Below are 21090 nucleotides of genomic sequence, written 5' to 3'. Positions count from 1 at the left end.
CTGTTGGTACCCCGGGAGTCAGCGCCGCTGCGTCCGGTCGTGTCAGCGGCGTTCGGCCTTGGCGCTGCGGGACATCAGCTCCTTCAGCGCGACCACCGGGGGCTTGCCGTCGTGCACGATGTCGACGACCGTCTCCGTGATCGGCATATCCACTCCGTGCCGACGGGCCAGATCCAGCACGGATTCACAGGACTTGACGCCTTCGGCGGTCTGCCTGGTGACGGCGATCGTCTCCTGCAGGGTCATGCCCTTGCCGAGGTTCATCCCGAAGGTGTGGTTGCGCGAGAGCGGCGAGGAACAGGTGGCGACCAGGTCGCCGAGTCCCGCGAGCCCGGAGAAGGTGAGCGCATCCGCGCCCATGGCGAGCCCCAGGCGCGTGGTCTCGGCCAGACCACGGGTGATCAACGATCCCTTGGCGTTGTCACCGAGGCCCATGCCGTCCGCGATGCCGACGGCGAGACCGATGACGTTCTTCACTGCGCCGCCGAGCTCGCACCCCACCACATCGGTGTTGGTGTACGGGCGGAAGTACTGGGTGTGACAGGCCGCCTGGAGCCTTCTGGCGACGGCCTCATCGCGGCAGGCGACGACCGAGGCCGCGGGCCGGCGCTGGGCGATCTCCTTGGCCAGGTTGGGACCGGTGACCACCGCGACGCGATCGGCACCGACACCGGCGACCTCCTCGATGACCTCGCTCATCCGCTTGGCGGTGCCGAGTTCGACGCCCTTCATCAGCGAAACGAGGACGGTGTTCGCGCCCAGCTCGGGCACCCAGGCGGCGAGATTGGCGCGCAGGGTCTGCGAGGGGACGGCGAGCACCGCGAAGTCGGCACCGTGCAACGCCTCGGCCGGGTCGGTGGTGGCCGACAGGGAGGGCGGCAACTCGATGCCCGGGAGGTAGTCGGGGTTGGTCCGGGTGGTGTTGACCGCTTCGGCGAGCTCGGCGCGACGACCCCACAGGGTCACATCGCACCCCGCGTCGGCGAGCACCATGCCGAAGGCCGTCCCCCAGGAGCCCGTTCCAAAGACGGCTGCCTTCGCCGGGTGTGTCACATCGTTCCTTCCCCTGCGGCTTTGCGCCGCTGTTCTGCACGCGCCGTGCGGTGGTCGAACGGCTCGGCCGGTGCCTTGGTTCCCCGTACCTCTTCGAGGAGTGCGGTGATGTCCCCCATGATCGCCTCGGTCACCTCGCGCAACACCTCGGGCGTGGGTTCCTGATCGTAGAACCTGGTCAGGTCGACGGGCGGTCCGGCCTGCACGATCAGGGTCTTTCGGGGGAAGAGCCGCAGCGGCCTCTCCTTGGCGTACGGGGGCATCGCGAGGTTGGCACCCCACTGGGCGACCGGAATCACGGGAGCCTTGGTCATCAGCGCGACCCTGGCGGCGCCGGTCTTGCCCACCATGGGCCACATCTCGGGGTCGCGCGTGATGGTGCCTTCGGGGTAGAAGGCCACGCACTCGCCCTGTTCGATGGCGGCGACCGCGGCGCGGAAGGCGTCGAGCGCGTCGGTGGTCTCCCGGTAGACGGGGATCTGCCGAGTGCCGCGGAGCATCATGCCGACGAAGGACACCCGGAAGAGCGCCGCCTTCGCCAAAAAGCGCGGCACCCGTCCGCTGTTGTACTGGAAGTGCGCGTAGGACAGCGGGTCGAGATAGGAGTTGTGATTGACCGCGGTGAGGAATCCGCCGTCGGCCGGAATGTGTTCCATTCCCCGCCAGTCCCGCTTGAACAGAACCAGTAGCGGCGGTTTTGCGATGACCGCCGCCAGGCGGTACCAGAAGCCGATTCTACGGCGGGACACTCGGACACCCTTCTTCTTCGTCCGGGCGTTTGCCCGGATGCCGGGGGTCAAGTGTCGCCCCAGCCCCCTGGTCTGTCGAGGACACGGTACGCCCCGACTACCGGACCGCCCCGTCGGATCAACCCCGCGGCGGGCCACAATGGGAAGCACACGCAGCCCTGCGCACTTGGACGGAGAGCCGACCACGAACACCGACCCAACGGCACGCTGGTCCTTGGTGATCCCGTTGAAGCCCCTCGCCCTGGCGAAGAGTCGACTGGCCTCCCGCGCGGGTGACCTGCTGCGACCACAGCTGGCGCTCGCCTTCGCCGAAGACACCGTCGTAGCCGCGCTGGCCTGCACGGCCGTGCGAGATGTGGCAGTTGTCACGAACGACCTCCTGGCCGGCAGCCGACTGCGGGCGCTGGGGGCGCGCATCGTGCCCGACCGCCCGGCGACGGGGCTCAACGCCGCATTGGTCCAAGGGGTCCGTGCCGTGCGTCAGGGGCGGCCCGGGGCTGCCGTGGCCGCGCTCAATGCCGATCTGCCCGCACTCAGGTCGGAGGAATTGGGGCGGGTGCTGGAGTTCGCCCATGGATTTCCGCGAGCCTTTCTCGCTGATGCGGTGGGCATCGGCACCACTTTGCTGACGGCCGGCCCGGGAGTGGAATTGCAGCCCGCTTTCGGCGGCTCGTCACGAAGTCGCCATTCGATGTCAGGGGCGGTGGAAATCACGCTGAGTGGTGTCGATTCCGTCCGTCAGGACGTGGATACCGGGGATGACCTCTCCGCCGCACTCGCACTGGGCGTGGGACTTCGGACGAACGAACGACTGGCCGGGGTGCAGCGCATGGAGGGGTAGCCCGATCCCATTTCGGCATTCCTGTTGGAGGGCACTGCTCCACCGGAGTGGTGCCGCATCGAAACGGCCGCCTTCTCCCTCGGATTCCGTACGGGTATCGGATGCGCCCGTCACAGGCGGCAGGACGGATCGGCAGGGTCGCCTCGGCAGGGCATAGGCTTCGTCCCATGCAGGCGACTTCGTTTACCTACGATTCCGACACTCGCAGCGGGAGCGTGCTGCTCGACGACGGCACCCCGATGGAGTTCGACGCAGCGGCCTTCGACGCGGGCGGGCTGCGGTTGTTGCGGTCGGGCCAGCGGGTCCGGATCGAAACTGCGGGCGAGGGCACGGACCGTCGTATCACCCTGGTGACGCTCCAGACCTTCTGAGCCCGGCGCACGTACCCCGTACCGAACCTCTCGGACCCCGTCTGAGCTGCCGCTTCCTCCAACAGCTGAGGGCCGGTGGCCGGGTCTGGACATGCCGCGGGCCGGGCTCCCCGGAGGGAGCCCGGCCCGGCGCGTGAGCGGCCCGTTGGGTACCGCCTACCTCTTCCTGGCAGTGGCCGTCTTCTTGGCGGCGGTGCTGCGTGCCGTGGCCTTCTTGGCGGGCGCCTTCTTGGCGGTGGCCTTCTTCGCCGGGGCGGTCTTCTTGGCCGTGGCCTTCTTGGCGGCGGCCTTGGCGGGCGCCTTCTTGGCCGCGGCCTTCTTGGCCGTGGTCGCCTTCTTCGCGACCGTCTTCTTCGCCGCGGTGGCCTTTGTCGCGACCGTCTTGCGGGCGGTCGTGGCCTTCTTCGCGGCGGTCTTCTTGGCGGTGGCCTTCTTGGCCGCGGCCTTGGTGGTCGTCCGGGTGGAAGCACCGCCCGACAGGCTGCCCTTGGGCGCCTTCTTGACCGAGACCTCACCACCGCGCGGCAGCTTCTTCGAGCCGCTGACCAGGTCCTTGAAGCCCTGGCCCGCACGGAAGCGGGGTACGGAGGTCTTCTTGACCCGGACCCGCTCACCCGTCTGGGGGTTGCGGGCGTAGCGGGCGGGACGGTCGACCTTCTCGAACGATCCGAAGCCGGTGACCGATACCCGGTCTCCGCCGACAACCGCGCGGACGATCGCGTCAAGCACCGCGTCGACAGCGTCTGCGGCCTGCTGACGGCCGCCGAGCTTGTCGGCAATCGTTTCTACGAGCTGCGCCTTGTTCACGTCTTCCCCTTCGGAGACATTGCCGGAACGAATGTGTCCAGGCTTTTTCGCACGTTAGGCAGATATATACCGCAAATCAAACACGAAACGGTCTAATCACCCTAGTGCCGCAACGAAGTCGACTTCGGAAGTGGGTCAGCACGGAGTTCGGACGTCAGTCGCCTTCGGGAAATCGACCCTCGTCGAGGTCCTTCATCAAGCGGTCCAGACGCCGTGCTGCATCCGGGAGATCGTGCTTCGCCGCTGCCGTCACGACCAGCAGCTTCCGGGACAGCGCCTTCCTTACGCCCTCCGGGACTTGCAGTTCACGCACTCGTGTGTGCGCTTCCTTGAGTTGGGCCGCGAGCTCGGCATAGAGCTTGAGTTGGTTGTCGCGTCCCATGCACCGATTGTGCCATCTGGGGCGAGTTGTCGCCCGGCAGGGTCTCAACAGACGACTGCGCCCCCCACCGGACGGTGGGGGGCGCAGTCGGGTAAAAGCGCTGATCAGACCTGTAGAGTGCGTGGTTTGAAGGCGGGGCGAGTGGACTCGTAAGCCGCGATGTCCGCTTCGTTCTGAAGGGTGAGGCTGATGTCATCCAGCCCGTTCAGCAGCCGCCAGCGTGCATTCTCGTCGAGTTCGAAAGCAGCCGTGATGCCCTCGGCCCGCACCTCGCGCGCCTCCAGGTCAACCGTGATGTCGACGTTGGGATCGGCTTCGGTGAGCTCCCAGAGCCGCTCGACGGTCTCCTGCGGCAGAACGACGGTCAGCAGACCGTTCTTGAGGGAGTTGCCGCGGAAGATATCGGCGAACCGGGAGGAGATGACCGTCTTGAAGCCGAAGTTCTGGAGTGCCCAGACGGCGTGCTCACGCGAGGATCCGGTACCGAAGTCGGGCCCTGCGACCAGGACCGATGCACCCTGCCGCTCGGGCAGGTTGAGGACGAAGGAGTCGTCCTTGCGCCACGCCTCGAAGAGTCCGTCCTCGAAACCGTCCCGGGTGACCTTCTTCAGCCAGTGGGCGGGGATGATCTGGTCGGTGTCCACATTGCTGCGGCGCAGCGGGACGGCGCGGCCGGTGTGTGCGGTGAATGCTTCCATGGCTCCTCAGACTCCCGCGGTGACGGCTGCATCAGCCTGGTCGGACAGATCGGCCGGAGAGGCCAGATGGCCCAGTACCGCGGTGGCGGCGGCAACCTGCGGCGAAACGAGATGGGTACGTCCGCCCTTGCCCTGCCGCCCCTCGAAGTTGCGGTTCGAGGTGGATGCGGAGCGCTCGCCAGGGGCCAGTTGGTCGGGGTTCATGCCCAGACACATCGAGCATCCCGCGTGCCGCCACTCAGCGCCGGACTGGGTGAAGACCTTGTCCAACCCCTCCTCGACCGCCTGGAGCGCCACGCGCACCGAGCCGGGCACCACCAGCATCCGTACCCCGTCGGCGACTTTGCGCCCGTCCAGGATGGACGCGGCGGAGCGCAGGTCCTCGATGCGACCGTTGGTGCAGGAGCCTACGAAGACGGTGTCGACCTTGATCTGGCGCAGCGGCTGGCCGGCGCTCAACCCCATGTACTCCAGGGCCCTTTCAGCTGCATGCCGCTCCGAAGCGTCCTCGTACGAAGCAGGATCGGGGACGTTGGAGGACAGCGGCGCGCCCTGCCCCGGGTTGGTACCCCAGGTGACGAAGGGAGCCAGTTCGGTGGCGTCGATGACGACCTCGGCGTCGAAGGCCGCGTCGTCGTCGGTGCGCAGCGTCTTCCAGTACTCGACCGCAGCGTCCCAGTCGGCGCCTTCGGGGGCGTGGTCACGGCCGCGCAGGTACTCGAAGGTGGTCTCATCCGGTGCGATCATGCCGGCGCGGGCGCCCGCCTCGATCGACATGTTGCAGATGGTCATCCGCGCTTCCATCGAAAGCTTCTCGATGGCCGAGCCGCGGTACTCCAGGATGTAGCCCTGACCGCCGCCGGTACCGATCCGGGCGATGATCGCGAGGATGAGGTCCTTGGCGGTCACCTCCTCGGGCAGTTCGCCCTCGACGGTGATGGCCATGGTCTTGGGGCGGGCCAGCGGCAGCGTCTGGGTAGCCAGTACATGCTCGACCTGCGAGGTGCCGATACCGAAGGCGAGGGCACCGAACGCACCGTGCGTGGAGGTGTGGGAGTCACCGCACACCACGGTGGTACCGGGCTGGGTCAGTCCCAGCTGGGGTCCCACGACATGGACGACACCCTGCTCGACGTCGCCCAGCGGGTGCAGTCGCACACCGAAATCGGCGCAGTTCTTCCGCAGCGTCTCCAACTGGGCTCGGGAGACGGGGTCGGCAATGGGCTTGTCGATGTCGAGCGTCGGTGTGTTGTGGTCTTCGGTGGCGATGGTGAGGTCGAGGCGACGCACGCGCCGATTGCCCAGACGGAGTCCGTCGAAGGCTTGGGGGCTGGTCACCTCGTGCAGCAGATGCAGATCGATGTAGAGCAGGTCGGGCTCGCCCTCAGCGCGCCGGACGACGTGGTCGTCCCAAACCTTCTCCGCGAGTGTCCTACCCATCGCTTTCCCTCCGGCCGGCCACGATGCCGGCACCGCTAGAGATCCTGACGCAGCCCGTTGTCGCAGGCTGCTACTACAGACTGGCGGGTTCCCGAGAAATTTGAACTTGCGTTTCACAGTGTGAGACGCGAGTATCGTTGCATGGACAACTCTAGCGGCGTCGGCGTTCTCGACAAGGCGGCTCTGGTACTGAGCGCACTGGAGTCCGGTCCGGCCACCCTCGCCGGGCTGGTCGCGGCGACCGGGCTCGCCCGACCCACGGCCCATCGACTGGCCGTGGCACTGGAACACCACCGGATGGTGGCGAGGGACATGCAGGGCCGGTTCATCCTGGGGCCGCGGCTCTCGGAGCTGGCCGCCGCGGCCGGTGAGGACCGTTTGCTGGCCACCGCCGGTCCGGTCCTGACCCATCTGCGCGATGTGACCGGTGAGAGCGCACAGCTGTATCGCCGCCAGGGAGATATGCGGATCTGTGTGGCCGCGGCCGAGCGGCTGTCCGGATTGCGGGACACGGTCCCGGTCGGATCCACACTGACGATGAAGGCAGGCTCGTCCGCCCAGATCCTGATGGCCTGGGAGGAGCCCGAGCGGCTGCACCGCGGTCTCCAGGGCGCACGCTTCACGGCGACGGCGCTCTCGGGCGTACGGCGCCGGGGCTGGGCCCAGTCGATCGGCGAGCGCGAGCCCGGGGTGGCATCGGTCTCCGCTCCGGTGCGCGGCCCCTCCAATCGCGTCGTCGCCGCGGTGTCGGTCTCAGGACCCATCGAGCGGCTGACCCGGCACCCCGGCCGGATGCACGCACAGGCGGTCATCGACTCGGCCGCCCGGCTGAGCGAGGCCCTGCGCCGCACCAACTGACCCACCTCCGACACGGGAACTCCCCCGCCGAGGGCGGCGGATGACTGATGGTCAATCCCTGCTCGCCCGGGGGGAGTTCCTCGGGGGCACCCGACCGGCCCGGCCAACGACCGCTCTGGAACGCCTCACTGCGGGGGCGCCGGGGAAGCTGCCGGTGGGCCGGCCGGCTCCCCTCGATCGTTGCGGTGCAGACCCCGGGAGCGGGAGAACGAAGAAGCCCTCCGCATTGCTGCGGAGGGCTTCTCCTGATGTACCCCCGACCGGATTCGAACCGGCGCTACCGCCTTGAGAGGGCGGCGTGCTAGGCCGCTACACAACGGGGGCAAGATCTGGGATCTGCTGGCCTACCAGGACTCGAACCTAGACTAACTGAACCAGAATCAGTCGTGCTGCCAATTACACCATAGGCCATGGTGATTTCCGTACCCCCGACCGGATTCGAACCGGCGCTACCGCCTTGAGAGGGCGGCGTGCTAGGCCGCTACACAACGGGGGCCCTAGCGATCCCACCCGGCGAGGCCGGGTGATGTCACTGCGCGATCACCGGGAGCGACCCAAGTGATCAGCAGGATGGATCTGTACCCCCGACCGGATTCGAACCGGCGCTACTGCCTTGAGAGGGCAGCGTGCTAGGCCGCTACACAACGGGGGCTTTGCAGATGAGCTCTGCGAGCTGGCCTACCAGGACTCGAACCTAGACTAACTGAACCAGAATCAGTCGTGCTGCCAATTACACCATAGGCCACCAAAAAGCAACCCCCACTGAGGGGATTCATTTGGTTTGCGCTTTCCGGTCTGACCCCGTGGCCTTGGCGGGCGGCGCAGGAAGAACATTACCCGAAGGAGAGCGGCGCTCCAAAACGGGTATCGCCCTGCAACAGGGCGGGAAGCTGGTCGAGAGCGGTGATCCGGACGAGTTCGGGCCGGCCACCGACACCCGTGCGGTCCAGCCAGACCGCGGGGAGCCCCGCCTCACTCGCTCCGCGGGCGTCGATGTCCGGCTCGTCCCCCACGTACAAGACCTCGTGGGCCGGCAGCTCCATGGCCTCGCAGGCAGTGTGGAAGGCTCTGGCAGCCGGCTTGCTGTAGCCGAGTTCGGCCGCGCAGATCACCGTCTCGAAGCGTTCGCGCACCCCCAGCACCCGCAGTTTGTGGTCCTGAACGGCGAGCGCCGAGTTGGACAGGATCCCGTGCCGGTACCCCGTGAGGAGGTCCAGCACCGGAACCACATCGGGAAAGAGGGTCCAGGCGGCCTCGTAGTGGGCGATGTAGCGCTCGAACCAAGCGTCCGCCTCGGGATCCGACAGCCCGGCCAGGCCGGTGAACATCCGCACGCGGTCGCGCCGGTGCTGCTGCCAGTCGACCTCCCCGGCCGAGAAGCGCGCCCAGTGCACGGCGGTGACCTCCCGCCAACGCAGGAGGGCCTGGTCGGCGGAGTCGTATCCGGCGTCCAGGCCCTCCGAACGGAGGTGCTGCATGATCCCCAGGCGATCGGCGTCGTAGTAGTTGAAGATCGTGTCGTCTACGTCCCACAGGACGGCGCGGATCGTCATGATCCAACGCTACCGATGCTCCTGGGCACCGTCACGGGATCGCGTGATCCCGTGACGCGTACGGCTCAGGCCGTGAGCTTCGCCAGTGCCGCGTCGATCCGGGACAGGGTCTTCTCCCGGCCCAGGATCTCCAGGGACTCGAAGAGCGGCAGGCCGACCGTGCGACCGGTGACGGCGACCCGTACCGGCGCCTGCGCCTTGCCGAGTTTGAGGCCGTGGGCCTCACCGGCGGCCAGGACCGCTTCCTTCAGCGATTCGGCGCTCGTCCAGTCGGCGGACTCCAGCTTCTCCCGGGCGGTGCGCAGTAGGGCGTCGGAGCCCTCCTTCATCGCCTTCGTCCAGGAAGCCTCGTCCTCGGCGGGCTCGGCCAGGAAGAGGAAGTCGACGTTGACCGTGATGTCAGAGAGGACCGTGAGGCGGGTCTGGGCGTAGGGGGCGATTGCCTCCCAGGCCGCGCGGTCGAACTGCTCGGGGGCCCAGGTGGCGTACGGGGCCTCAAGCCAGGGAGCGCACGCCTCGGTGAACGCCTTCACATCGAGCAGACGGATGTGGTCGGCGTTGATCGCCTCGGCCTTCTTGAGGTCGAAGCGCGCCGGGTTGGCGTTGACGTCGGCGATGTCGAACCGTTCGATCAGTTCGGCGATCGAGAAGATGTCCTGGTCGGCCGAGAAGGACCAACCGAGCAGCGACAGGTAGTTCAGCAGTCCCTCGGGGAGGAAACCGCGCTCCCGGTAGAGGTTGAGGGAAGCCTGCGGGTCGCGCTTGGACAGCTTCTTGTTGCCCTCGCCCATCACGTACGGGAGGTGGCCGAAGGCCGGGATCTGCTGGGCGACGCCCAACTCGATCAGTGCCTTGTAGAGCGCGATCTGCCGTGGTGTGGAAGAGAGGAGGTCTTCGCCACGCAGTACGTGCGTGATCTCCATGAGCGCGTCGTCGACCGGGTTGACCAGGGTGTACAGCGGAGCGCCGTTGGCCCGGACGATGCCGTAGTCCGGCACGTTGTCCGGGGTGAAGGTCAGCTCGCCGCGCACCAGGTCGGTGAAGACGATGGGCTCGTCGGGCATCCGGAAGCGGACGATGGCCGGGCGGCCCTCGGCCTGGTAGGCCGCGATCTGCTCGGCGCTCAGCGCGCGGCAGTGGCCGTCGTAGCCGGAGGGGCGGCCGGCAGCCCGTGCCGCCTCGCGGCGTGCGTCGAGTTCCTCGGTGGTGCAGTAGCAGTGGTAGGCGTACCCACCGTCGAGGAGGCGCTGCGCGATCCCCTGGTAGATGTCCATGCGCTGCGACTGCCGGTAGGGGGCGTGGGGGCCGCCGACCTCGGGGCCCTCGTCCCAGTCGAGGCCGAGCCAGCGCATCGAGTCCAGCAGTTGCTGGTACGACTCCTCCGAGTCGCGTGCGGCGTCGGTGTCCTCGATGCGGAAGACCATGGTGCCGCCGTTGTGCCGGGCGAAGGCCCAGTTGAACAGGGCGGTGCGGACCAGACCCACATGGGGGTTTCCGGTCGGCGAAGGACAAAAACGTACGCGGACGTTCGCGTTAGCCACGCTTGATCACCTTGTTGGTGAGAGTGCCGATGCCTTGGATGGTGACGGCGACCTCGTCGCCGATGCCGAGGGGGCCGACCCCGGCCGGGGTGCCGGTGAGGATCACGTCACCCGGGAGCAGGGTCATGGCCTCGGTGATGTTGACGATCAGATCCGTAATGGAGTGGATCATCTGTCGGGTGCTGCCGAGCTGACGTTGTTCGCCGTTGACGGTGCACTGGACCGTCAAGTCGCCCGCTTCTTCCAGGCTGATGCCCGTCTCCACCCACGGCCCGAGCGGGCACGAGGTGTCGAAGCCCTTGGCCCTGGCCCACTGGGCCTCGCGCTTTTGGACGTCGCGTGCGGTGACGTCATTGGCACAGGTGTAGCCGAGGATGACGTCCTGGACGCGCTCGGGCGGCACTTCACGGCACATGCGGCCGATGACGACCGCGAGTTCGGCCTCGTAGTGGACTTCCTCGGAGAACGAGGGGTACGCGATGGCGTCGCCGGAACCGATCACCGAGGTGGACGGCTTGAAGAAGGCGAAGGGGGCCGGCGGGAGCTCGTGTCCGAGCTCAGCCGCGTGGTCCGCGTAGTTGCGGCCGAAGGCGACGACCTTGTTCGGCAGCACCGGCGGCAACAGCCGCACCTTGCTGAGCGGGACCTTGGTGCCCGAGAGCTCGAAGTCCGCGAACGGGATGCCCTTGATGATGTCGAGGACGAGTTCCTCGGGACCGTCACCCTCGACCGCGCCGAAGGCGACATTGCCGTCGATGGAGAATCTGGCGATGCGCACGGATGCGGCTGCCCCTCTACTACTGCTGACGCTGCTGAAGCCTGACGGTCCAGGCTAACGCGGTCGCGGGGAGCCCCGACGCCCACCGCCCCGCAGCCGTGGTGTCCGACGTGCGCCCTACGGCTGCGGGGCGGTGGACGAACCGGGTGCGGGGCGATGGGGGGGGACGGCGTGGCCGTCGATGGCGCCAGCTCGGGAGAGCTCGGCCTCAGGAGGCGGGGGCGTCCATCAGGATCGTGCGACGGGGGTTGGCCGTCTGGGTGGGAAGATCGAGCGAGTGCTCCGGCTGCTCCGGCGTCTGCAGCTGCTCGGCGTCCGAGAGATGGGCGAGGGTGGTGCGCCGGGGGTTCGCTATGTTGCGGAGCATCATCGTCTTCATCGGTGTTTTTACGACCTTCTCGGCGTATGGCCGCACAGACGGCGGCGGAAGCGGCGGTCACTACAGAGTGCTGATTCTGTAAAGCGCCAGGCTAAACATCCGATTCCCCGAGAAATCTCCGGAAAGCCGAGGTTCAGGGTGTGATTTTGGTCACGATTCGATGCGCATTTCGGTCAATGTGGACCGTTGATCATCTCCGAGGAATCGGACATTTAGCGCCTGAATCTGGCATTCCACTCTCGATCATGGCGACTGGGACACCCGTTCAGGGCTTGGAAGTCGCAGCAATTCGCACCTTTTGACCAGGAAATCCTTCTACGCCTGGTGACCCGCCACTCACACCGAGTCACCCAGGTCACAGGACGGTACGCGGCCCTTGTTGCGGATCCTGCACTGTGCTGGAATTCCACGCACCGCCGCGGTTTCAGGCCGGCGCGCAGAGGCGCAACGCAGCGCCGAGCGGCGGCGGGAGAAGGGGGAGAAGCGCCGGTCACTCACGACCACCAAAACGTAGGGGCGCCCCGCGCCTCACAGACGCCGACACCGTCCCGCCGCAATCCACGGCAGGGGCGCCTGGTCCAGAGGTTGCGACGCTAGTGCAGGGACGTTACAAGAGGGATGGCAGCGCTGCGGCCGAACCGGAGCCGCAGGGCGGGACCGACCGCGGCTCCTCGCCCCAGCACACCCAGAACCAGACTCCGACAGCGCCGGGCGAAGGCGGCACTTCCGCACGCCCCGGCGCGTCTGTCCCGGACGGCCCCGAAGCGCCCAAGGCCCTGCCCAAGGCGAAGGGTCCCAACGACACCGGCTCGCGCCTTGCGCTGCGCAACTGGCGCATCAGCACCCGTCTCGTCTCCCTCCTGACGCTCCCCGTCGTCGCCGCGACCACCCTGGGCGGTCTGCGGATCAACGAGTCCATGGAACGCATGGAGCAGCTGGAACACATGCAGCTGCTCACCAACATGACCCAGGAAGCGACCAGGTTGGCGGTAGCCCTCCAGGACGAGCGCGACCTGACGGCCGGCCCCCTCTCCAACGGGGTGCCCGAAACCAACTTCAAGGTCACCAGTGAGCGCCTGGAGACGGACCGGGCGCGGGCGGCGTTCCTGGAAACCACCCTGGACATCTCCAACAACGGTGACCGCGAAGCCATCGACGGCATCCGGCAGAACGCGAACATCATCGTCACCCAGATCAAGGACCTCACGAGGATCCGGGAGAACGCCTACGCGCCCGACACGTCCGTGGCGCTGACGGTCCAGAGGTACCACCGGCTGATCCAGTCCCTGCTGAGCCTCTCCCAGGACATGGCCCAGGCGACAAGTAACCCGGAGATGATCCAGCGTACGCGTGCGCTGGCGGCCTTCTCCTCCGCCAAGGAGTACGCCTCGATACAGCGCGCGATCATCGCGTCGGCGCTGCCCGGCGGCAACGACAGCAAGAAGGTCAAGCTCGACGAGGACGACCGCGAGTACGGACTCACCGCCTTCGAGAACGGCGACGACGAACTCCAAGAGTTCCAGGGGATCTACGACACGTACGGCGGTGACGCCTCCGAGTTGACGGACGCGCTGGACAACGGCAACCCGATCATCGCGGCCTCCGAGCAGTACGCATCCCAGGTGTTCTCGAAGGAACGGGGCATCCACGAGCAGACGGCGCGCTCGTACCTGGACTGGACGGACGACTACACCGTCCGCATCGACGCGATGAACACCATCGAGGCGACGCTGCTCGGCGAGATGGAGGCCAAGGCCCGTCAGCTGCGCGAGGAGTCACAGCAGGAAGCCATCATCAACGGTGCGCTGATCCTGTTCGTCCTCGGCGTCTCGCTCGTCGGCGCGTTCGTGGTGGCCCGCTCCATGATCCGTTCGCTGCGCAGGCTCCAGGACACCGCTACCAAGGTGGCCCAGGAACGCCTGCCCGAGCTGGTCAAGCACCTCTCGGAGTCGGACCCGCAGGACGTCGACACCTCCGTCGAGTCGGTCGGTGTGCACTCCAGGGACGAGATCGGCAAGGTCGCCGCGGCCTTCGACGACGTGCACCGCGAGGCGGTTCGACTCGCCGCAGAGCAGGCGCTGCTGCGAGGCAACGTCAACGCGATGTTCACCAACCTGTCCCGCCGTTCACAGGGACTCATCCAGCGTCAGCTCTCGCTCATCTCCGAGTTGGAGTCCCGCGAGGCCGACCCGGACCAGCTGTCGTCGCTGTTCAAGCTGGACCACCTGGCGACCCGTATGCGCCGGAACGGTGAGAACCTCCTCGTCCTCGCGGGCGAGGAGCCGGGCCGTCGCTGGACGCGGCCGGTCCCCCTCGTCGACGTGCTGCGTGCCGCCGCGTCGGAGGTGGAGCAGTACGAGCGCATCGAGTTGGCCTCCGTGCCGACCACCGAGGTCGCCGGCCGGGTCGTCAACGACCTCGTGCACCTGCTCGCCGAGCTGCTGGAGAACGCCACGTCGTTCTCCTCGCCCCAGACCAAGGTCCGGGTCACCGGTCACGCACTGCCCGATGGACGGGTGCTGGTCGAGATCCACGACACCGGCATCGGCCTCTCCCCCGAGGACCTCGCCGCAATCAACGAGCGGCTGGCGTCGCCGCCCACCGTGGACGTCTCGGTCTCCCGTCGCATGGGCCTCTTCGTGGTCGGTCGACTCTCCCTTCGCCACGGCATCCGCATCCAGCTGCGTCCCTCCGACTCCGGGGGTACGACCGCGCTGGTCATGCTCCCCGTCGACGTTGCTCAGGGCGGCCGGAAGGTCCCCCTCGCACCCGGTGCGGTGCAGGGCGCGCCGCCGATCATTCCGCCCGGTCTGGGCGGCCCCGTCACGACGGGGAACAATGGACGCCCCGGGATCAGCGGTCCCGGTGGCAGTGGTCCCGGAGCATCCGGCGGCAGCCCGCAGGGGGCACCCGGTGGACTTCTCGGTGCCGGGGCACCGCCGCGCGGGCAGGTCGGCGCGGGTGCGGGCAGCAGCCCGGCGCAGCGTGCCGCTCTCCCCAGCCGCGATGGTGGTCCCAGCCGTCAGAGCAGCGGTCTGGCCGGTGCGTTCGGCGGCGCGGCAAGTGTGCGCAACGCCCGCTCCACCGGTGCGCCGGGCGAGCAGCCGCGCCCGGGTCAGCAGGACGGCGACCGCGGACGGCAGCTGCCGCCTTCGGGCGGGCCGCGGCCGGAGCTGCCGGGTTCGAGCCCGCAGCGTCCGCAGACCACGAGTTGGGGCACCGACCAGATGCCCGGCGGCCCCAAGGGCCGTGGTGAGGGTCCGCGCGGCCATGCGGACAACGAGGCGGCGCCCGGCCCGGCGACGGCGGAGTTCGCGCGTCCCGACTTCAACGACCAGCAGGCCGAGTTCCCCGCGGGTCTGCCCCAGCGCGGGCCGGTGGCCTCCGGGCCGAGCGCGCCGTCCGGACAGTTCGTCCGCCCGGATGTCTTCGGTCCGCCGGCGAATGCGAGTGGTGGTGCTTCCGCACCTGCCGGACCGACGGGATCGTCCGCGGGGCAGTTCACTCCGCCCGGGAGCCCTGTCGGTGGGCCGCAGAATGCGGCGTCCACGGAACAGTTCGCCCGCCCCGACTTCGGCGCACCCACACCCCAGGACCCCACCTCCACCGGGCAATTCCCCCGCCCCGACTTCGGCGCACCCACACCCCAGGACCCCACCTCCACCGGGCAATTCCCCCGCCCGGACTTCGGCGCACCCACACCCCAGGACCCCACCTCCACCGGACAGTTCGCCCGCCCCGACTTCGGCGCACCCACACCCCAGGACCCCACCTCCACCGGGCAATTCCCCCGCCCCGACTTCGGCGCACCGCAGCCGCCGCTTCCCGGCCAGGCCCCGGTGCCGCCGGGATTCGACGCGCACCCGGGTCTGCCCGCACAGCACGCCCTAGCGCCGCAGCCCCAGCCGGAGGCCCTGCCGCCGGCCGGTCCAGGCGATGGCCGTACACCGCTGTTCGACACCCTGGAGACGGATTGGTTCCATACCCAGGGCAGGGCGCAGAACGGTCTGCCGGACCAGCCGGTGGACCCCCCGGCGCCGGGAGTCTCGCGCAACACCGCCGAGCACTCCGTGCCGTCGATGCCGCAGCGCCCGACCGCGGGTCGCCCCGCGAGCCAGGGCGCGCACAGCAACGGTTGGCGCCCCTCCCCCAATGACGAGTTGGTGCGCCAGGCCGAGCGGCTCAAGAAGCCGACCGCGGGCGGCGTCACCACCTCAGGTCTCCCTCGTCGTGTCCCGCGGGCGAATCTGGTCGCGGGTACGGCACAGGAGCAGAGCACCCAGAGCGGTCCGCAGGTTTCGCGTGCGCCGGACGATGTGCGCGGCCGGCTGACCAACCTTCGCCGAGGCATTCAGCAAGGTCGTCAACAGAACACTTCGACGACCGGTAGCTTCAACCTCGGCCCCACTCACCCGCAGGAGCGTTAGTTGAGCCCGATGAGCCAGGCGGCCCAGAACCTGAACTGGTTGATCACCAACTTTGTGGACAACACCCCTGGGGTGTCCCACACGGTCGTGGTCTCCGCCGATGGACTCCTGCTGGCGATGTCCGAAGGTTTCCCGCGCGATCGGGCGGACCAACTGGCAGCGGTCGCCTCCGGGCTGACCTCGCTCACCGCAGGAGCGTCAAGAATTTTCGAAGGCGGCCCGGTCAGCCAGACCGTGGTCGAGATGGAGCGCGGCTTCCTCTTCCTCATGTCCGTCTCCGACGGTTCCTCGCTGGCCGTGCTGGCCCACCCCGAGTGCGATATCGGTCTCGTGGGCTATGAGATGGCCCTGTTGGTCGACCGTGCGGGCAGCGTCCTCACTCCGGACCTCCGCGCCGAGCTCCAGGGAAGCCTCTTGCACTGATCCGTATGCTTCCGATCCCACTCCTTCTACGTATCTGTGTCAGATAGCGCTCCACGCGCCGTCACTGTCAGGTCGACCAACCGGCTCCCCCACCGGCCCGCTCAGACGGCACCAACCCTTGCTGTCCCGCCCGGAGGACTCATGACCCCGCCAACTGCCTCTCACGATCCGTACGGCTCCGATGCCTACGGGTACGAGGGTGACCAGCCGCTGGTGCGTCCGTATGCCATGACCGGTGGCCGTACCCGGCCGCGTTACCAGCTCGCCATCGAGGCGCTGGTGAGCACCACGGCCGATCCCTCGCTCCTTGCCGGGCTGCTGCCCGAGCACCAGCGGATCTGCCATCTGTGCCGCGAGGTCAAGTCGGTGGCGGAGGTGTCGGCCCTGCTGTCCATGCCGCTCGGTGTCGCCCGGATCCTCGTGGCCGACCTCGCCGAGGCGGGCATGGTGGCGATCCACCAGCCAGGCAACGGAGACGCCGGCGGAGCGCCGGATGTGACACTGCTCGAAAGGGTGCTCAGTGGACTTCGCAAGCTCTAGCGGCGGAGCGGCCCGCTCAACCACCAGCGCGAAAATCGTGGTGGCGGGCGGATTCGGCGTGGGCAAGACCACGTTCGTCGGCGCCGTCTCGGAGATCAACCCGCTGCGTACCGAAGCCGTCATGACCAGCGCATCCGCAGGCATCGACGACCTCACCCACACCGGCGACAAAACCACCACCACCGTCGCCATGGACTTCGGCCGCATCACCCTCGACCAGGACCTCATCCTCTACCTCTTCGGAACCCCCGGACAGGACCGATTCTGGTTCATGTGGGACGACCTCGTCCGAGGAGCCATCGGAGCCGTCGTCCTCGTCGACACCCGCCGACTCGCCGACTGCTTCCCCGCCGTCGACTACTTCGAAAACAGCGGCCTCCCCTTCGTCATCACCCTCAACGGCTTCGACGGACACCAGCCCTACAACCCCGAAGAAGTCCGCGAAGCACTCCAAATCGGCCCCGACACCCCCATCATCACCACCGACGCACGCCACCGCGCCGACGCCAAAAGCGCCCTCATCACCCTCGTCGAACACGCCCTCATGGCACGACTCAAGTAGCCGGTCGGCTTCAAACACCCCAAGTCGGCGGCGATATACGGCAGTTGTCGCAAATGCGCAGAGGCGGACTGTGTCCTTAGACACGGTCCGCCTGCGCGTTCATAACGTTTCGACAGAGAATTCCCACGGCCCGGACACCCGTTGCATACGGTCGGTACCGCTGCGCTCACATCGTCCTTGCCTTTTGAAAGGGCTCGCTCTTTATGCCCGTTTTATCGGTCAGTGCCATCGGTAGGAATGGCTGATTCCAACTGTTTGGAACGGACCCTCTCCACATGCTGAAATTCGACGAACTCCTGAGTAGTACGGCTCTGAACGAAACACGGCACAGCTCAGGTGCCGGTGCCGAGAGGTTGTTGGTCGAGTGAGGCGAAGCATGACGGGCTCCGCGGAGCAGCAGGCGCGGGGAAACTTCACCCCGCCCGCGCGCACGGCGGTGCCCTCGGACGAGCCGGCACCGCACCCTCCCAACCATGAGGCCGGCGGCCGGGGCGGCAACGGCCCGCTCTCCCCGCGCAACTGGCGGGTGCCCACCCGACTGAACGCGATCCTCCTGATACCCGCCCTGGTCGCGCTCGTGATGGGTGGTCTCCAGGTCAAGGGATCGATCGAGACCTGGGACGAGGCCCAGCGGGCCGAGCAGACCGCACTGATCGTGCAGGCCGCGTCCGGATACGGTCAGGCGCTCCTCAACGAGCGCGACCTGACGGCGACGACCCTCCTCAGCGCCGGTTCGTCGGACGCCCGCCGAACCGATGTGATCGACTCCGCGTACGCGGAGACGGACCGCGCACGCCGCGAGTTCGACTCCGCCGTACGGAACCTCCCCCAGGGCCAGGGGCTGGAGCGGCGACTCGCGCTCTTTCGCGAGCAAGAGCCCGACCTGGAGAAGCTCCGCAAGTCCGCCTACAGCGTGGGCATGGATCCGGTCTCCACCGAAGAGGGTTACGTCAGCATCCAGCACCCGCTGATGTCGTTCTCCAACGAGCTCGGCTTCGGCACCGGAAACGTCTCTTCGTACGGCCGTACGGTCTACGCCGTCCAGCTCGCGAAAGCCGCGGCGTCCTTGCAGCGCTCCATCGGCACGCATCTGCTGGTGCGGCCGAGCACCGAGGCAGACATCGCCCAGAAGCAGCGGGTGGCCTTCAACTCCTACAGCTACCTGGAGTCGATCGCGGTCAGCGAATTCGTCTCGGGCGGGAGCAAGGCCGACGCGGACCGCCTCCAGCGGGTCATGGCACAGAAGAGTTCCCAGGTCGACCGGAAGTTCCAGGGCTCCGACCTCCCGCGCGAGGGCAACTCCGCCTTCGCCGGGATGGCCCTGCAGATCGGCAGCGGCGCGGGGCCCTCGGCGCTCCGAAAGAACGGCATCACCGCGAGCAGCTGGATGGCCATCGCCACCGCCAAGTTCGAGGGTTACAGCGAGGTGGAGAGCGAGCTCCTCGACCGGACCGTGGAAGAGGCTTCCACGATCGCTGCGGACGCCCGTCGCGACGCCTACATCAACGGTCTGATCACCGTCCTCGCCCTGCTCACCGCCTTCCTCGTGGCCGGTGCCGCCGCACGTCAGATGAGCCGCTCCATGCTGCGGCTGCGCGCTGCCGCCTTCTCCATCGCCCAGGATCGGCTGCCGAGCCTCGTCGACCAGCTCTCGCGGACGGAACCGGGTCGTGTCGACACCCGCGTGGAGCCGATCCCGATCGACACCACGGACGAGATCGGCGAGGTCGCCCGGGCCTTCGAGCAGGTCCACCGGGAAGCAGTCAGGCTCGCCGCCGAGCAGGCCATGCTGCGGGGCAACGTCAACGCGATCTTCACCAATCTCTCCCGTCGCAACCAGTCCCTGATCGAGGGGCAGATCTCCCTGATCACCGAGCTGGAGAACGGCGAGGCCGACCCGGATCAGCTGGCGTCGCTGTTCAAGCTGGACCACCTGGCGACCCGGATGCGCCGCAACGGCGAGAACCTGCTGATCCTCGCCGGGGAGGAGCCGGGCCGGCGGTGGAACGAGCCCGTACCGCTGGTCGACGTGCTGCGTGCGGCAACCTCCGAGGTCGAGTCGTACGAGCGCATCGAGCTGACCGGGGTCCCGGAGTCGGAGATCCACGGTCAGGCCGTGACCGACCTGGTGCACCTCCTGGCCGAGCTCCTGGAGAACGCCACCACCTTCTCCTCACCGCAGACCAAGGTCAGGGTGACGGCGACCAGGCTGCCGGACGGCCGTGTCATGGTCGAGATCCACGACAAGGGCATCGGGCTGACCGCCGAGGACTTCGCCGACATCAACCACAAGTTGGCCAATCCGCCGACGGTGGACGCGGCGGTCTCCCAGCGGATGGGCCTCTTCGTGGTCGGACGGCTCGCCGACCGCCACGGCATCCGGGTTCAGCTGCGCCCATCGGGCGAGCAGGCGGGCACCACCTCGCTGGTGATGCTTCCCGACGCGATCACGCACGGCGGCGGTGGCGAGCAGCAGCCGGCGGACGGCTTCACCGTGTCGCAGATCATTCCCAAGCAGCCCACGTTCACCAGCCCGCCCCTGCGCACGGCCGCGGAGCTCGGATTCGACGACTCGCGCTACGAGACCCCTGCCGCGGCCCCTGAGGCCCCGGCGGCGAACCAGGCCCAGGAAGCTCGCTCGCGCAAGCGTGAGGAGCGGAAGGCGGCCCTGGAGGCACGGTTGGCGGACGGCGGCCCCACGGCTCCGCAGCCGGCGGCACAGCCCCTGCAGGGCGAAGGGCAGCCGGCTGAGCAACAGGGCTACGGTTCCGGCTTCGGACAGCCCTACCAGCAGCCGGGTTACCCGGGGCAGGGGTTCGGCCAGAGCCAGCCGCAGACCCAACCCGGTCCGGCCTTCGACGGCTTCCCCGGTGCCGCGCCCGTGGGCCAGCCCCACGATCCTGCGTACCAAATGCCACAGCAACACCAGATGCCACAGCAAGATCAGGCATATCAGGGGCATCTTGGATCGCCCTATCCGGAAGCAACGTATCCGAGCCAGCAGCCGACCTCGCCGCAATTCGCCGGTCAGTTCGAAGGCCACCCCCACCAGGGCGAGTGGGCAGATCAGGGCTCTCAACCCCACGCTTTTGAGTCTGATTTTCAGCCAGAATCGGAATTGGCCTCATCTGTCTCCAGCGGCCCCACGGCCGGCCCCGAACGCGTAGGCTTCGAACGTCCGGGACCCTCTTCGAGCAGCGGTCATGAGCTGACCGAGGCCGGTCTGCCACGGCGCGGCAGTCAGCAGAAGTCGCAGCCCGAGCAGCGACAGCCTCAACAGCAGTGGCAGCCGCCCGCGGAGCGGACCACGCAAGCGGCGCAGGGCGCCCAGTCCGAGGCGGTGGTCGGCGGTGTCAGTGGCGCGGCGGAATCCGCGGCACAGCCCGCGGATTGGCGTTCCGCCAACGACGCACGCTTCCAGCGGGCGGAGAAGCTCCGCGAGCCGAAGGCCGGCGGAGTCACCGCTTCCGGCCTGCCGCGACGGGTGCCCAAGGCCAACCTCATCGAGGGTGCGGCGGAGCAGACCCCCCAGCGGGGCCCACAGGTTTCCCGTGCCCCCGAGGACGTCCGGGGCAGGTTGAGCAACCTGCGCCGGGGCGTCCAGCAGGGACGCAACGCGGGAGCGGACACGAACGGACCGGGCTTCGGCCCGGGTAGCAGCTACCACCAGGAGCGTTAGTGTGAGCCC

At 68.1% G+C, this 21090-nt stretch carries 18 protein-coding genes and 5 tRNA genes; 8 read left to right on the top strand and 15 right to left on the bottom strand.

The genetic code is table 11. The features are described from left to right. Window positions 1-42: 42 nt before the first annotated feature. Together OID54_RS27255 and OID54_RS27250 are read right to left on the bottom strand one after the other, a co-directional pair. Entirely contained in the window at window positions 43-1053 is a 1011-nt protein-coding gene (locus OID54_RS27255; protein ID WP_329023683.1) for an NAD(P)H-dependent glycerol-3-phosphate dehydrogenase, read from the bottom strand. Beyond that, the gene (locus OID54_RS27250) at window positions 1050-1802 is read right to left on the bottom strand and encodes a lysophospholipid acyltransferase family protein (RefSeq protein WP_329023681.1); all 753 of its coding nucleotides are present in this window, start codon (window positions 1800-1802) and stop codon (window positions 1050-1052) included. The genes OID54_RS27255 and OID54_RS27250 overlap by 4 nt, the downstream gene beginning before the upstream one ends. 139 nt (window positions 1803-1941) lie before the next feature. Between OID54_RS27250 and cofC the strand changes: the two genes are divergently transcribed. Both cofC and OID54_RS27240 read left to right on the top strand, forming a co-directional pair. Beyond that, window positions 1942-2643, top strand: a complete 702-nt coding sequence (gene cofC / locus OID54_RS27245) for a 2-phospho-L-lactate guanylyltransferase (RefSeq protein WP_329023679.1) — start codon at window positions 1942-1944, stop codon at window positions 2641-2643. A gap of 167 nt (window positions 2644-2810) precedes the next feature. Beyond that, on the top strand, window positions 2811-3014 hold the full coding sequence (locus OID54_RS27240; RefSeq protein WP_329023677.1) for a hypothetical protein: 204 nt from the start codon (window positions 2811-2813) through the stop codon (window positions 3012-3014). Window positions 3015-3170: 156 nt separating this feature from the next. Here OID54_RS27240 and OID54_RS27235 read toward each other — a convergent pair whose 3' ends face one another. From OID54_RS27235 to leuC, 4 genes are all read right to left on the bottom strand, one after another. Next, the gene (locus OID54_RS27235) at window positions 3171-3821 is read right to left on the bottom strand and encodes an HU family DNA-binding protein (RefSeq protein ID WP_329023675.1); all 651 of its coding nucleotides are present in this window, start codon (window positions 3819-3821) and stop codon (window positions 3171-3173) included. Window positions 3822-3975: 154 nt separating this feature from the next. Then, entirely contained in the window at window positions 3976-4203 is a 228-nt protein-coding gene (locus tag OID54_RS27230) for a hypothetical protein (protein ID WP_329023673.1), read from the bottom strand. Window positions 4204-4307: 104 nt separating this feature from the next. Beyond that, a complete protein-coding gene (gene leuD / locus OID54_RS27225; RefSeq protein ID WP_329023671.1) occupies window positions 4308-4901 on the bottom strand; it encodes a 3-isopropylmalate dehydratase small subunit in 594 nt (197 codons plus the stop codon). 6 nt (window positions 4902-4907) lie between these two features. Further along, entirely contained in the window at window positions 4908-6341 is a 1434-nt protein-coding gene (gene leuC / locus OID54_RS27220) for a 3-isopropylmalate dehydratase large subunit (protein WP_329023669.1), read from the bottom strand. Window positions 6342-6482: 141 nt separating this feature from the next. Here leuC and ndgR point away from each other — a divergent pair, with 141 nt between their 5' ends. Further along, complete coding sequence (gene ndgR / locus OID54_RS27215) at window positions 6483-7199, top strand: IclR family transcriptional regulator NdgR (RefSeq protein WP_329023667.1); 717 nt, start codon at window positions 6483-6485, stop codon at window positions 7197-7199. 251 nt (window positions 7200-7450) lie between these two features. Here the strand turns inward: ndgR and OID54_RS27210 are convergent. From OID54_RS27210 to OID54_RS27170, 9 genes are all read right to left on the bottom strand, one after another. Continuing rightward, window positions 7451-7523 (bottom strand) — tRNA-Glu (locus OID54_RS27210). Between the two features lie 15 nt (window positions 7524-7538). Next, window positions 7539-7610 (bottom strand) — tRNA-Gln (locus tag OID54_RS27205). Between the two features lie 12 nt (window positions 7611-7622). Next, window positions 7623-7695, bottom strand: a tRNA-Glu gene (locus OID54_RS27200). Window positions 7696-7778: 83 nt separating this feature from the next. Beyond that, a tRNA-Glu gene (locus OID54_RS27195) sits at window positions 7779-7851 on the bottom strand. Between the two features lie 21 nt (window positions 7852-7872). Then, window positions 7873-7944: transfer RNA gene (locus tag OID54_RS27190), tRNA-Gln, on the bottom strand. A gap of 88 nt (window positions 7945-8032) precedes the next feature. Next, window positions 8033-8752: an HAD family hydrolase gene (locus tag OID54_RS27185; RefSeq protein ID WP_329023666.1), complete on the bottom strand. Its 720-nt coding sequence runs from the start codon at window positions 8750-8752 to the stop codon at window positions 8033-8035. 65 nt (window positions 8753-8817) lie between these two features. Beyond that, on the bottom strand, window positions 8818-10293 hold the full coding sequence (gltX, locus tag OID54_RS27180; RefSeq protein WP_329023665.1) for a glutamate--tRNA ligase: 1476 nt from the start codon (window positions 10291-10293) through the stop codon (window positions 8818-8820). Then, the gene (locus OID54_RS27175) at window positions 10286-11071 is read right to left on the bottom strand and encodes a fumarylacetoacetate hydrolase family protein (RefSeq protein ID WP_329023663.1); all 786 of its coding nucleotides are present in this window, start codon (window positions 11069-11071) and stop codon (window positions 10286-10288) included. The genes gltX and OID54_RS27175 overlap by 8 nt, the downstream gene beginning before the upstream one ends. 208 nt (window positions 11072-11279) lie before the next feature. Further along, window positions 11280-11450, bottom strand: a complete 171-nt coding sequence (locus tag OID54_RS27170; RefSeq protein ID WP_329023661.1) for a hypothetical protein — start codon at window positions 11448-11450, stop codon at window positions 11280-11282. Between the two features lie 596 nt (window positions 11451-12046). Here OID54_RS27170 and OID54_RS27165 point away from each other — a divergent pair. The 5 genes from OID54_RS27165 (at window position 12047) to OID54_RS27145 (ending at window position 21081) form a co-directional block, all read left to right on the top strand. Next, window positions 12047-15877, top strand: a complete 3831-nt coding sequence (locus OID54_RS27165) for a sensor histidine kinase (RefSeq protein ID WP_329023659.1) — start codon at window positions 12047-12049, stop codon at window positions 15875-15877. A gap of 9 nt (window positions 15878-15886) precedes the next feature. After that, window positions 15887-16300: a roadblock/LC7 domain-containing protein gene (locus OID54_RS27160; protein ID WP_142214992.1), complete on the top strand. Its 414-nt coding sequence runs from the start codon at window positions 15887-15889 to the stop codon at window positions 16298-16300. Between the two features lie 141 nt (window positions 16301-16441). After that, entirely contained in the window at window positions 16442-16840 is a 399-nt protein-coding gene (locus OID54_RS27155) for a DUF742 domain-containing protein (protein ID WP_329023658.1), read from the top strand. After that, window positions 16821-17402, top strand: coding sequence for a GTP-binding protein (locus OID54_RS27150; RefSeq protein ID WP_329023655.1), 582 nt, complete (start codon window positions 16821-16823; stop codon window positions 17400-17402). Before OID54_RS27155 ends, OID54_RS27150 begins: the two co-directional genes overlap by 20 nt. A 364-nt stretch (window positions 17403-17766) precedes the next feature. Then, on the top strand, window positions 17767-21081 hold the full coding sequence (locus OID54_RS27145) for a sensor histidine kinase (RefSeq protein ID WP_329023653.1): 3315 nt from the start codon (window positions 17767-17769) through the stop codon (window positions 21079-21081). Window positions 21082-21090 lie beyond the last annotated feature (9 nt).

Source organism: Streptomyces sp. NBC_00690 (assembly GCF_036226685.1).
GTDB lineage: Bacteria > Actinomycetota > Actinomycetes > Streptomycetales > Streptomycetaceae > Streptomyces.
This window is presented reverse-complemented; position numbering and strand designations above follow the sequence as displayed.